The sequence below is a fragment of the Streptomyces sp. NPDC051018 genome, assembly GCF_044456085.1.
Taxonomy (GTDB): domain Bacteria; phylum Actinomycetota; class Actinomycetes; order Streptomycetales; family Streptomycetaceae; genus Streptomyces.
Genome location: NZ_JBITFN010000032.1, coordinates 52,934 through 65,769 on the forward strand (window position 1 = coordinate 52,934; position 12,836 = coordinate 65,769).

Annotated in this window: 10 protein-coding genes; 6 read left to right on the forward strand and 4 right to left on the reverse strand. The window is 67.5% G+C overall.

The window, feature by feature from the left end; translation table 11 throughout:
- Nucleotides 1-455 precede the first annotated feature (455 nt).
- Nucleotides 456-1,634 carry a barstar family protein gene (locus ACIBCM_RS33600; protein WP_399249966.1) on the forward strand — a complete coding sequence of 393 codons (1,179 nt, stop codon included), beginning with the start codon at nt 456-458 and terminating at the stop codon, nt 1,632-1,634.
- A 304-nt stretch (nt 1,635-1,938) separates the two neighbouring features.
- On the opposite strand, the gene ACIBCM_RS33605 is transcribed toward ACIBCM_RS33600, so the two are convergent.
- Complete coding sequence (locus ACIBCM_RS33605; protein WP_399249967.1) at nt 1,939-2,568, reverse strand: class I SAM-dependent methyltransferase; 630 nt, start codon at nt 2,566-2,568, stop codon at nt 1,939-1,941.
- A gap of 472 nt (nt 2,569-3,040) precedes the next feature.
- Here ACIBCM_RS33605 and ACIBCM_RS33610 point away from each other — a divergent pair, with 472 nt between their 5' ends.
- Entirely contained in the window at nt 3,041-3,472 is a 432-nt protein-coding gene (locus ACIBCM_RS33610) for a hypothetical protein (RefSeq protein WP_399249969.1), read from the forward strand.
- Nucleotides 3,473-4,182: 710 nt separating this feature from the next.
- On the opposite strand, the gene ACIBCM_RS33615 is transcribed toward ACIBCM_RS33610, so the two are convergent.
- The gene (locus tag ACIBCM_RS33615; protein ID WP_399249970.1) at nt 4,183-4,524 is read right to left on the reverse strand and encodes a VOC family protein; all 342 of its coding nucleotides are present in this window, start codon (nt 4,522-4,524) and stop codon (nt 4,183-4,185) included.
- Nucleotides 4,525-5,243: 719 nt separating this feature from the next.
- Nucleotides 5,244-6,188, reverse strand: coding sequence for an alpha/beta fold hydrolase (locus ACIBCM_RS33620; protein WP_399249972.1), 945 nt, complete (start codon nt 6,186-6,188; stop codon nt 5,244-5,246).
- Nucleotides 6,189-6,377: 189 nt separating this feature from the next.
- Between ACIBCM_RS33620 and ACIBCM_RS33625 the strand changes: the two genes are divergently transcribed.
- Nucleotides 6,378-7,325: a helix-turn-helix transcriptional regulator gene (locus tag ACIBCM_RS33625; RefSeq protein WP_399249974.1), complete on the forward strand. Its 948-nt coding sequence runs from the start codon at nt 6,378-6,380 to the stop codon at nt 7,323-7,325.
- A gap of 443 nt (nt 7,326-7,768) precedes the next feature.
- Nucleotides 7,769-9,172 carry an SMI1/KNR4 family protein gene (locus ACIBCM_RS33630; protein ID WP_399249976.1) on the forward strand — a complete coding sequence of 468 codons (1,404 nt, stop codon included), beginning with the start codon at nt 7,769-7,771 and terminating at the stop codon, nt 9,170-9,172.
- 393 nt (nt 9,173-9,565) lie between these two features.
- On the opposite strand, the gene ACIBCM_RS33635 is transcribed toward ACIBCM_RS33630, so the two are convergent.
- The gene (locus ACIBCM_RS33635; RefSeq protein WP_399249977.1) at nt 9,566-10,342 is read right to left on the reverse strand and encodes a hypothetical protein; all 777 of its coding nucleotides are present in this window, start codon (nt 10,340-10,342) and stop codon (nt 9,566-9,568) included.
- A 479-nt stretch (nt 10,343-10,821) separates the two neighbouring features.
- On the opposite strand from ACIBCM_RS33635, the gene ACIBCM_RS33640 reads away from it, so the two are divergent.
- Nucleotides 10,822-11,262, forward strand: a complete 441-nt coding sequence (locus tag ACIBCM_RS33640) for a hypothetical protein (protein WP_399249979.1) — start codon at nt 10,822-10,824, stop codon at nt 11,260-11,262.
- 646 nt (nt 11,263-11,908) lie between these two features.
- Entirely contained in the window at nt 11,909-12,532 is a 624-nt protein-coding gene (locus ACIBCM_RS33645) for an HD domain-containing protein (RefSeq protein ID WP_399249981.1), read from the forward strand.
- The last annotated feature ends 304 nt before the right edge of the window (nt 12,533-12,836 follow it).

Below are 12,836 nucleotides of genomic sequence, written 5' to 3' on the forward strand. Positions count from 1 at the left end.
TGACGGTCTTGCGGCGGATTCTGAGAACCGTTCCCCGCGGGCCGCCCGAGCACGTCGGCCGTCATCGTGAGGAGTCCCGCCTCATCAGCCATGGACTCGCCCCGGCCGTGTCCCGCGTGTCCGCGATCTCTTGCGTGCTCAGGTCGTCGATCCGACCGATACGCCAGCACCTCGCCCTGGTCGTCGTTGTGCTGCTGCAGGCGCTGGATGACCGCCTCGGTCACCAGACGCTGGACCTGGCGTCCCAACGACGCGGGCGAGCTGAGGCGCAGCAGCCGGGACAACATGCCCGGCCGGTCCTCGTTCCAGCCGCCGGAACCGCCTGACGGCCTGCGCCCCCCTGGGCGATCTGAGTGCCGCTGATGAGACGTGACCGGGGGCGAGTAACCGTCCTCGTCTTCCCCGGGCCCAGGCGTATCGTAGGCGCGAGGGTTGTTCACATGTTCGGGGGTTGGGTGCGCACCGCAGATCACGCCACATGGGACCGGGGCTTTCCGGTGAAGTGCCTCCTGGTCAAGGAGGACGAAGACGGCGTGGAACAACTCTGGGGGAGGTGTGCCGGCGTCGAAGGGTTGTTCGTCGACCCGGCACCGCCGCCACGGGAGGTCCTCACCCTCCGCGGATGCCGCCCCGACGGTCTCCTGAGCGAGGTCCTGGCTGAGTCCGACGTTTCGCCACGGGGTCTGGGCGACGTGTGCGTCGAGGTCTGGGACGACGAGGAGCCCGTGCAGTGGTGGACTCTCGTCGATACGGTCGTGGTGGCCCATCAGCCCCACCCGGCTGATCCGGCACGGTACGACATCGTGCTCGGCGCCGGCGTCAGGAGCGAGGAGGTCTTCTTCGAACTGCCTGCGGCGCCGCGCTTCGAACTCTTCGCGGGAACGACGGTCGCTGCGGCAGGTGCAGGCCGGTGCTCCGCCGTGGACGGCCTGTTCAAGGCGCGAGTGGACCCGGCCCCCGTTCCGATGGAGCTGATCGGCTGCGAGCCTGAGGAGCCCCTGCTCGGGGCGCTGCGGCGGCCCCGCCGGTGGGAGCGGGACTGGGCCTACCTCCTGGTTCTGGATCGTCATGGTGCCGTGATGGGCTCCCGCCCCGTGGGCCTGGCCATCACCGGAGCGCGACCGTCCGTGCTCGGCGGCACCCTCGTCGATATCACCCTCACCGATGGTGGTGACGACCGGCCAGTGCTGGCGGCCCGCCCGATCTGGGCACAGTGGCATCAGGGCCCGCCGGCAGAGCCCAGCCTGTGGGCGCCGTACGACTCACAGGGCAGGGCCGCGTGGCTGGACCTCACCACACGTGCCTGGCGGGTGCCGGCACCCCGGCCGGATCGATCCGGCGGTGAGCACCATCTCGACGGCCGGTTCGTCACGGACGTTCCCGGGCTGCACTGCGCGATCGCCGAGGCCCTGCTCGGGCCCGGCCGCTACTTCGGCCGGGAGTGGAACGCGCTCAAGGACTGCCTGGGCGGCGGATTCGGGGTGGCCCCTCCCTTCACCTTGACCTGGCACGACTCCGAGATCGCACGCCGTGCACTGGCGAACGTTGTGGCGGATCCGGAGGACGGGCTCTCCTACTTCGAGGACATCGTGCGGCTCCTCGAACAGTGCGGCGTCACCATCTCTCTCCAGTGAGCCGCAGGCGCCCAGGCGAAACACGATCCCGGCGGCGACCTCGCCCGGACGCTCCAGAACGTCCAGGACCTCGCGCGACCGCAGCCGTACCTCTCCCCCGGCCGCACGCCGTGCCTGGTTCAGAGACGGGGCGATGCACGTCGAACCCGTCTGGAGCAAGCGCCGGTACTCCAGTACCCGGCCGCAACGAGACGGGCCGAACACGGAGGCACTCCCCCGGGGATCACACACGGTCACCGGGCTGGTTTCCCGTAGAACCAGTGTGATCTGAGTACGCGGGCCCGTCAGCGCCGAAGGCCATGTTCTAGCGGAGGCGGGCCAGCAAGTGGGCGTCGAGGAAGCCCCGCTCAGAGGCCGGGTCGTGGAGCAGGCGGGCGAACGTGAGGAGCCCGGCCCCGTCCAGCAGATCGGCGAACCGGTCCGCAGGCCAGCTATAGGCGGGTGTCACCTTGTGGTCGAAGCAGACCGGCTCCGAGCCGTGGGTCGCGTAGAACGAGACCAGGAGCAGGCCACCCGGTGCCAGGACACGCGCCTGCTCGGCCAGCAGCGCCGGCAGTTCCCTCGGAGGGGTGTGGATCATCGAATAGTGGGCCAGCACGCCGCCGAGCGCGCCGTCCCCCACGGGGAGAGCTTCCATCCGCGCCTCGTCGAACCTCAGCGCCGGATGAGCCCGCCGGGCGTGGTCGACCATGGCCGGCGAGAGGTCGAGCCCGAAGGCATCCAGCCCCAGGTCGTGAAGCAGGGCTGTCACATGTCCGGGCCCGCAGCCGACATCGGCCGTCCGGGGATTCCCCGTCCCGCGCACCAGCTCGGCGAAGGTACCGATCATGTTCCGCGCGAACGGCCGCGTGTCCAAACCATGAGCGAACATCGACGCGTACAGCTCAACGACCCCGTCATAGGCAACCCTGGTCTCATCCTGGTGCTCCACCACAGGAAGGAAGTTAACACCCCTCATTCGCAGGAGTTCTCCATTGTCCGCGTACCTTCTTGGGGCAACGCCCCGCGAGGGTGGCATGGTTGCGGCCCCGTGCCGCGCGTGTTTCAGGAGGGGAGCGGATATGACCGGTTACGAGGACAGACTGGTGGCCATGCTCGACGGCCTCCGCCGCAACGCGGCTGTCACGGTCTACGAAGAGGAGGAGGGCCCCCTCGCCACCTGGCTCGCCGGACCCGAGCATGCCCTTGAAGTGATCAGGAAGGTCACGGGCCTGGCACTCCCCCGTCCATGGCCGGCAACTTCCACCGGTACAGCAAGCTGGGCTCCTACTGGTGGGCGGCCGAGGACACCACCCTCGGCGGCGAGCTGTGGCTCAACCATCTGGTGAACGTCTGTGTGGGCTCGGTTCCCGACACGGTTGCCGAGGCGGACTGGCCGGCCTCGGAACGTGGACCCTACGGACTGGTTGCCAACGTTTGCTACGTCTACGGACCGGAGGCCGAGGACGAGCCGGGCGAGCCCACCGAACTCGTCCTCCACGGTTTCGACGGCACCGCTCGCACGGGGGACGGCGCGATCGCCGGGTTCAGGGCCGAGGACGGCATCGTCCTCGACGCGGCCGGGCGCCCCGAGATCTGGTACGCCGTCAACACCCTCGGGCACCCTCGTACGCCTCGACCTCAGCTACCCCGAGTACCTGGAGACGCTCCTGCTCACCCGGGGCCTGCACGGCTGGCAGAACCTCTTCGCGGATCCACACGACCCCGGCTTTCCGGAGTACTTCCACCTGGACGTCGGCCCCCGCCTCGACTTCATCGCGCGGGCCTTCCCCCACGACGACTTCTCCGCGCTGCGGGCCCGGTACGAGGCTTTCACCCGAGCCCGCGAAGAGGGCTGACCCTGCCGTGGCGGGCTGTCCAGGCGGGGGGCCGCCGCCGAGCTTCTCACGCGCGGTCCTCAAGTCCCGGTCTCCGGCAGGCCGGGTTCGCCAACGGCGCAGGCGGCAGCCATTTGCGTGCCGAAACAGGCTGCGGGGGGACCGGCCACCCCGTTGGCAGTGTCGAGGGGCCGAGAGATTAACTCAGCGCAGGCCGCCAGGCGGATTAACACCCCGAATATTGGCATCATGCGTGATTCGGAATTCCTTGCTCAAATTCTTCCTTCACCCCGACACCGTCCGGACTGGGTCACGTGATTGAGCGCCGGTCAGAGCCGCCCAAGCCTTTCGGGGCCGAAGCGGGACAGACGGCAGCTACAGCAACGCCCCGCCGTTCTGACTCGAGGTCCATGCCTCCCTGATCACCCAGTGATCATCCCGCCTGGCCGCACCACGAGAATGGGAACAGAGCCAGTGCCGGCAACGTTTGCCGACGGCATCCGGCAACACTCGGCGATCAGACGGCTCGGAAACGTCGATGAGAACTGGCAACGCTCTGAGCCGGCTGATACCGCTTGACTCGTCGAGAGAGCGCTCCTGAAGGCTCTTGGTCAGGTGGGTGGATCGCAGGCAGCCTGGGCAGGCGCGCCCAGTTCCAGGCCAGTGGGGTCGCCGCACTCAAACTCGGCAGGAGGTTGGGCAGCTGATCGGGATCGGCATTCGAAGCGGCGTCACCCCGGGGCGCCGCCGAGGCTGATCTCATTGCCATCCGCGTCTCGATAGGTCACCTTGGTCACGCCACCGTCATACGTCTCGCGCTTCGCGGGCCTGATGCCCCGCCGGGCGATCTCGGCGACCCGGTTGTCGAGATCGTCGACGAACGACATCACCAGGGCGTTCCCCGCCCGTTCCGGATCCTGCACGATGTAGACGTATCGGTGCTCGGCCACCTTCCACACCGCCTCGGTGTCATTCGGCAAGAACAACGGCTGTCTGCCGAAGAACTGCTCGTACCATGGCAACGCTGCGGCGTAGTCGGTGACGGGGATCCCGGCGAAGAAGTCCTGTGCCATGTCGCCCTCCATGAGTAACGTCGTGTCACCAGTCACGACCTCGGCAGCGTCGGAGACTCATCGGTGTCCGGCTCGCAGGACAGTCATAGCGGACCTTGACGGTCGCCACCGCTCGAAAATGCGGGTCTCGATGTCAAGGCCACTGTTCGTGCTGTGTCGAACGGTGCCGGAGATTTCAGTAACGCACGATTCATTTCAGTGGGTTCTTCAGTGCGGCACCAAAGATCTCAGTCCCGTGACCTGCAGTGATCAGTCTGAAGCAGATCCGTCAGAGGCTGTCGCCGCATGTCGTGAAAATCGCCGTGGTGCGTACCCGCAGCGGGCCGGGGCAGCATTGTCCCGGGCTGGGCGGTGGTGGTGGTCAGACTGCTGTGATGCCCGGATGCGTCATCGAGCGCGGAGCACGGTTCCGCACCCCCAGTTGTCGGACTCCCCGCGCTTGTCCTCGACACACTCAGACGTGCCGGACCGAGAGGCCAACCGCACCCCTGGATGACCTGTTCATCATAGATTCGCATGATGCGGTGGGTATGTGCGGCAGGATGGGGAACCAACAGGGCTCCAGGACCGGCAGGTTGAGACCTCGAGCTTCTCACCCAACGGCACGGGAGCCCTGTCCGCTGCGGGCACCGAGGCCATCACCCGTACGGGTACCACGCTGAAAGGCTCACCGCCCAACGAATCGAAGAGCCGACACGAACCGGATCACGGGACAGCCCTTAGACGGCATCCTGCTGTTCCAGCCACTTCAAGATCGCCCGGTTCGTTTCCTCCGGCTTCTCCTGCTGGATCCAGTGACCGCAATCGAGATTGACCACTTCCACGTTGGGCACGAACTCCGCAAGGTTCTCGGACTTCGAGACCACATCGCGGTCGCCGTAGATCATGAGCGTGGGCTGACGGATGATCGGGTCCACGTCCGCCAGCAAGTGCCAGTTGCGGTCCAGGTTCCTGTACCAGTTCACACTGCCCGTGAACCCTGACTTTTCGAAGGCGGAGACGAAAACGGCCAGTTCACTCTCGCTCATCAGGGGCTCACCGAGCGGTTTTTCCGCTCTGGCGAGATCGATCAGCGCCATCCCCGGCGCAGGCGCCCTGGAGGGCTCGTTCTTCCGGTAGATGTTGCGAAGGAACTGGAAGGTGTTTTCTTCGAACACAGCGTCCGCGACGCCCGGCTGCCGATTGAAGTGGACGAAGTAGAAGTCGCTGCCGAGTACGGCTTCCATGAAATCGATCCACGGTCTCTCTCCGCGCTCCTGGTACGGAAGGCTGAGGTTGATCACCTTCTTCACACGGTCGGGGTGCAGCAGGGTCAGACCCCAGACGACCATCGCGCCCCAGTCATGACCGACGAAGGTGGCGTCTTCGTACCCGTAATGATCGAGAAGCGCGACGAGATCGTCCGACAGGTGTTCGATGTCGTAGTCCGTCAATTCAGCCGGACGGGACGAGTTACCGTAACCCCGCTGGTTCGGGACGATGACGTGGTAGCCCGCTGCGGCGAGGGCGGGCATCTGGTGACGCCAGGAAAAAGCGTGCTCCGGCCAGCCGTGACAGAGCACAATGGGCTTTCCGGAATTCTGCCGACCCGATTCGAAGACTTCGATTTCCACACCGTTGACTGGAACAAGGGTGGACTTGGGGAAATCGATTGGGTTGAACATTCCCTTTCCTCTCTATCTGTTCGGGGTGATCAGGCGACGAGGGTTCCCGAAGACATCGTCGGCGCACCCCTGACAGGCCGGGTGCCGGGACGGTCGCGGGTAGTGGGCCTCGTCGCTGAGGGCATGTCGCCATCTTGCCGACCGAAACCGGTCATCCCACGACCGGTTTTATATGAAAGTGTTGTCGGCGTGCGAACCGACCGGCTGGTGGCCATCCTTCTCTTGCTGCAACGGCGCGGGCAGGTGACAGCAGCAGAGGTCGCCCAAGAGCTGGAGGTCTCTGAGCGCACCGCCCGCCGCGACCTCGGCGCCCTGGCCATGGCCGGGGTGCCCGTGTACTCCATGCAGGGCCGAGGCGGCGGCTGGCGCCTCGTCGGCGGCGCCCGGACCGACCTGTCCGGGTTGACCGCGAGTGAGGCCCGCGCGCTGTTCCTGGTTGCCGGCCCGGCCTCGGCCGCGACGCCGGCTGTGAAGGCAGCACTGCGCAAGCTCGTCCATGCCCTGCCGGAGCCCTTCCGGGTGCAGGCCGAGGCAGCAGCGTCGTCATTGGTCATGGACCCGGAACGATGGGGGTCGAGTCGGGTCGAGCACCGACCACCTCGCTTCCTCGACGAACTCCAGGACGCGGTGATCCGCGGCGTCCAGGTGCGGCTCGGCTACGTCGACCGTGAAGGCTCCGAAACCGAGAGAACCGTCCACCCGCTGGGTATCGTCGCCAAAGGTCCGTCGTGGTACCTCGTCGCCAACACCGAGGCCGGCCGGCGGACCTTCCGGATCGACCGCGTGTCGTCCGCCGACCCGACCGACGATCCCGTGCACCGGCCCGGGGACTTCGACCTTGCCGGGAGCTGGCGCGAGATCGCCGACGAGGTCGATCGCAAGCGCATGCCCCTCGAGATCCAGGCGCTATGCGTTCCCCACGGGATCGGCCTGCTCCGGATGGCGCTCGGCACTCGGCTCCAGGTCGGAGGTGCCACGACCGACGGCCGTATCGAGGTCCTGATCCGCGGCCGCACCGAGTTCACACTCGCCGGCGAACTTGCCGGGCTGATCGAATGGGTCGAGGTGACCGGCCCTTCCAGTGTGCGGGACCACCTGGCCGCGATCGGCAACGCGATCGTCGAGCGATACGGCTGAGACCGTACCTCCTCCCGTCGCCTCAGCCGCCCTGGCACGCACGGACAAGGGCTGGCCCAGTTCCCGCCGCTGGTCGGTCCACCCAGCCATGCCGAGGACCAGCACACCGGACGGCGCATGGACTTTCCCCAGGTCGACGGAGGTCTCAGACATGCGCCGATCGTGCCTTCCCCGTACGACAACCGTCCGCGCAGGATGTCGGTGCCTGCCGCTGGAGCTTTCGCGCTGCGACAGGCACCTCCTTGCCAACCGGTGTTGCCGGCTACAGAGCGATCGGCGCTCAGGCCGTTTCGCGGAAGCTCATCCGTCCAGGTCACTTCAGCGAATGACTTCACTGAGACAGGACATCGAGCGCCACAGTCGGCCCGGCGTGGCCGGCTTGTCGGCACATGGCATGGGCCCGGCTGCCTCCTGATGTCAGCGGCGCCGCGTACGGTCTGCGCATGGCTGATCAAGAGTTCTCCACAGCATCGATAGACGACTTCGCGACCTGGGAGCCGGTGCTGCGGCTCCTCTTGGCGGAAGAGGCTCAGGAGCACGTGGCCCGGTCCGTGCGAGTGGCGGGACGCATAGGCCGAGAGAGCTGGAGCCTGCCTCTGACGCAACCCGTGCCGCCTCCTGGCCGGGCCTCACAGGTGGAAGACATGCGCGAAGAGTTCGACGCGGTCGAGCGGGTGCAGCATGCGCTCGTGGACGCTGGAATCGACGACGTCTCGTTTACGGCGGAGACAGAACCGACCGGAACGACCACACTTCGCCTGCTGGGCCCCAGCCCCGCAGTGGAACCCGGCCTCGGCACCCCTCACCCGGGGGCGCTCATCCTGGTTGACGGCTCCATCCCCGAGCCGTGGCGCCGTCTCCCAGAACCAGCTCCCGGGGCAGAACCGGCTCCGTCGGCCGACCTGGAGTTGCTGGAGCGGACGCTGCGCGATCGCCTGCCGCACGCCATCGGCGCGACGGAGGAGGAGATCTCCGCCACCGAGGCACGCCTGGGCGTCGTTCTGCCTGACGAGCTCAAGGTCCTCTACCGGGTGACACGGGCACGATGGGAGGACCTGGGTGACGACTACGAGGCAGCGGTACGCGAATCCGCAGCGGTGCGCTGTGAGCTGTTCGATCTCGACAGCCTGTACGTCGCCGACGCGTCGTCGCGCTACTGTCGCTGGGAGTTCGGTGCCATGGAGGCGGTCGACACGCCGGCCGACGCGATGGTGCAGGGCCTCGTCGGCTCACCCGGCTGGATCGCCTTCGGCGACAACGGCGGCGGAGACCGGCTGGCGGTCGATCTGACACCCGGCCCTCGTGGACACCTGCGCCAGGTCATCATGCTGTCCCACGAGGAGAACGTCGGTGCCGCGCTCATCGCCGACTCCGTCACCGACCTGGTCCTGGACCGACCCAGCGCAGAGCCCAGCAGCCCACGGGGGCAGCGGCCGCCTCCGGTGGCCCACGTCAACCACGCGAGCCTGAAGAGCATCGAGGCAGCCGCCCACCCCGGCCTGGAAGTCCTGTCCATCGGAGTGTGGGACGGCGAGCCGTTCAGTCTCGCCCCCGTCGTCGGACTGCCCCGCCTGCGTACCCTCACCGCCTACCCCGGCACTCTGGCCGACCCTCTTCAGATCGGCGAGCTCGCCGGGCTGGAGTTCCTGGAACTTGGCCCGCAGGAGTGGCGCGTCCTGCTGGATGCCGGAGCCGTGCCGCGCAGCCTGTTGGCTGCAGCCATCGTGGTCCACGGCAACCAGGACCCCCTGCCCATCGTGGCACTCGCGAACGAGATCCTGGCCCTCTGGGACCGGCCCCAGATCATTCAGACGGTCCTCGAAGGGGATCTGGGACACCTGTCGTAGCCGACGAGGCAAGCAAGGCGCGTCCCGGACACGGATCGTCGGAATGCCTCGACCAGGCTCAGGACAGTGCTGCGGTTGACGGACATCCAAGGGGCTGAGGCCCAGCCGGGCGTCGGCTCGGTCGGCCAGGGGCGAGACCGATCGCAGCCTGAGCCGAGCGCGGCCGCTCGGTCCCCTGACCGTACCGGCGGGTCAGAGCGGATATCTGCTCGTCGAAGGTGCGGCGTGCGCAGCCTGATCTTCAGCAGGCGAACCGGCGGACTCGCACCCGGAGAGCAACGCTTCGTCCGGCGCTCGGCACATCAACGGGAAACCGCGGGCAGGAGCCATGAAGCCGGTTCGACCAGACTCCACAAGCCGGGTACGCGACGTCGTCCGTCGTGTCGGCGAGCGTCACCGCCCGGGACGAGGCCGGGTGAGTCCGGCTTCGGCTTTGGTCAGCATCTGGCCGAGGAGGTGGAGGGCTCGTGGGCGAATTGGCGCTCCGCGTGCTGTTCCCTGCCAGTGGGTGTCGGTGAGCTTCTCTGTCACCGTGAGGATCTGGTTGTCGTCCTGGGCGGCAAGGACGAGGACGAACCGTACGTAGTCGCCGATGTCGGTGCCCTGGGGGTGCTGGTGCGTGAAGGTCCGCAGGCGCGGCGTCAGGGCGGGCAGGGTGCGGTCCGTCGGGAAGAGCACGGCGAGTGCGGCGAGTGCGAGGCGAACCGCTGGGCATTCGGCCGACCAGCGGGTCAGCAGATCTGGAGTGTGGGCCTGGACGGCGCTGCGGGCCCGGGCCTCGCTGTGGGGATCGGCGTGCTGTGGCGTGGCCGGCCAGCTCTCGACGAGGTGGCGCTCCGTAACGGTGGCGGCCCTGAACAGCAGGTCGACGGCCTGGAACCGGTGTGGGGCGGGAATGCGGTCGTCCGCAGCGAGGGCGGCGAGCAGCGCGAGGCCGTCGGCGGTGGCGGGTCGGCAGGTGTCCTGGTGGAGGATCTCGTTGGAGAAGTCGCCGAGGAAGCTCCGGTCGTCCCCGTAGGGGTCGGTCTCGGTATCGAACAGCATCGCCGCCTGGGGCGGCCTGGGGCCCGGCATACGGTCGGCGATGACGTCCCGGAACAGCTGCCGGATCGGCGGACCGGCAGCGTTCGGGGTGTGCCGGGTCTGCCCGGGCTCGGCGTCCGTGTCCATGGCCACCGCAGCCTACTGGAACACCCCCGGCCGACGGCCGTCGCCTGGGCGAGGGCGGGTTGTCTCGGCCCTGAGCCTGTCGCGGTCAGCCCAGACGCCCACCGAGCGCCAGGACGGCCTCCCCCAGCCCCACACCCCCAAACCCGGGGCATCGAACGTGACCGCGACGCCGTCTTCCTCGACTGGTACGCACGCCGGCTCAACCACATGGGTGCCGGACGCGACAACCCGGCGCTGGGACTCACGTCACCTGGGCTTCATGCCCATCCGAACCGCAACAGGATGGCCGCGAAGATCTCACTCTCCGCAACGGATACAGGGAATGTGAGCCAGAACCGGCGGCTTGACAGGACAGCCCAGCAGGACATCATTCAGTGGCAGAGCGCCACAACCACCGGAACCCGAGTATCAGCATCAACGTCAGTGGCTGCTGCTAGCTTCCGCTGCACTGAAGGTACGGATACAGAGGCGGGGTTGTCGTGGGTGCGTCGGGGTGGGAGTACTACGTTCCGTACCAGGAGGATCTTGGAGCGGCCCTGGACGCCCTGCGGCAGAGAGTCTTCGAGGAACAGGACTACTACTGGGATCCCTGGGACGAAGACAACCCCGAAGAGGCCAGAGTGCAACCGTCGACACTCGACCTCCTGTGGGAAGACGAGCAGGTCCAGGGAGAAGGAACACACTTGATCCTGGACGTGCACAAGGTGCTGCGGCCCGGCGAGGACCCTGACTACGGCACCGTAGAGCCTGTTCAGTCTGCCGAGGCTCACCGGATGGTCGGGACCGACCGGCTCACTCGGGAACACGTACAGGCCATACAACCGCTCGCCAGCCGGAGCTGGTTCGGCAGATGCGCGATCCTGCACGACGCGAATGACCATCCGGAGGAAATCTACTTCTGGGGCTTCTCCGGGGACTGAAAGAGCCCCGCCGGCCGACACCCGAGAGACCCGTCACATGACGGCCAACCATCTGAGGTGCCTTCCCATCCGATACCCGAGCGGAGAGCTCGCTCCGTATCCCCGGGGCCGGCCTGAGCCTCTATCGAGTCGCCCGCGAACTCCGGATAATCTCGCAGCCTGGTCAAAACTCTGACTCAGCCGAATCGGTAGACGTCAGGACCCGTCGCGTGGCCGAGGCATCCCGCGCGATCGCCTTCTGCGGTAGCGATCTCGGCGACGCGGTGCAGGCACCTTGGCACGTCACGGCATTGCCTGGTTCCTTCTGCCACGGGCAGATGACGACGGTGACCGAGTACAGGGACCGGCGACCCTGGAGGCCGCCGGAACCGTACCCTTGGCGGATGACACAAGCCCGAAGTCCGTGATGATCCCACCTTCCACAGAAGGACTGCGGCCGGATTCGTGCTGGCGGCTTTCGTCATCGACGACAGGTCGTGCGAATCCTCTGCGGAAATGAAGTCGATCCGGAACGAAGCCCTCACCGAGATCCAGCGTCGACACAAAGGTCAAGACCCGTGGGGCAAAGACCGGCGGGCCGCCGTCGACCCTGCCCCGGGTGGGCTGAAGACAAGAGGCAGCTGGAAGCTGCGGATCAGGAGTCGTCTTGACCCATCGTGTGTTCGGCGCGTGGCACGACTGGGACACCGCCCGCCTTCAGTTGGCGGTGCTCGCTCCGGAGGTTTCGGCGCAGCGCCTCGGGAAGGCCGTCGCGTTCGCCGAGGAGGCCCACGGGGATCAGAAGAGGCCCGCCGGTGAGCCGTATGTGGAGCACCTCCTGGAGGTGGTGGAGATCCTGGTCTCGGGCGCGGGTGTTCGGGACGAGGATCTGCTGGTCGCAGCCGTCCTCCACGACGTCGTGGAGGACACCGACCGCACGGCCGCGGAGGTCGGTGAGCGGTTCGGCCCCCGAGTCGAGGAATTGGTGGGCTGGGTGACGAAACCGCACCCCGAGACCCACGAGGATCGTGCGCAGGTACGCGACCGCTACCTTCTGAGCCTGCGTTCCGCCCCGCCGGACGTCCTGCTGCTCAAGCTGGCGGACCGGTTCAGTAATGTGCAGCGGCTCGACACGCACCCGCGGCCCGGGAAACAGCGTTCCTACTACCGCGAGACGTGCCGGCATCTGGTACCCCTCGCCACGGGCGTCCCGTGGTTCGAGACGGCCTTCGAGGAGTGGCGGGAGTTCTACCGCCACCTGGAGAACGGGGCGACCACGGCGACACCCTGACACCCGCGGTCGGCGCGGATGCCCGGCCGCGACGGCGGTTGCCTCCTCGGTTTCATTCCAGACCGAGTCCGCGGCCTTGCGGACCGGATGCCCAGGCCGCGTTGAATGTGCGCTCGAACTCCCGGCTCTTGTGGAGAGGAAGGTGAGCAGGCGGGTACGGGCCTGTGTGCTGTGGCGGGGGGGGGGCGGTGGGGCGCCGCCCCCCCCCCCGGGGAAGCACCCCCAACCCCCCGGGGGCCGGTTGGTGGCCCCCCGGCCCCGGCCGGGGGGGGGACCCTCCCCCCCCCACCAAAAACACGGACGT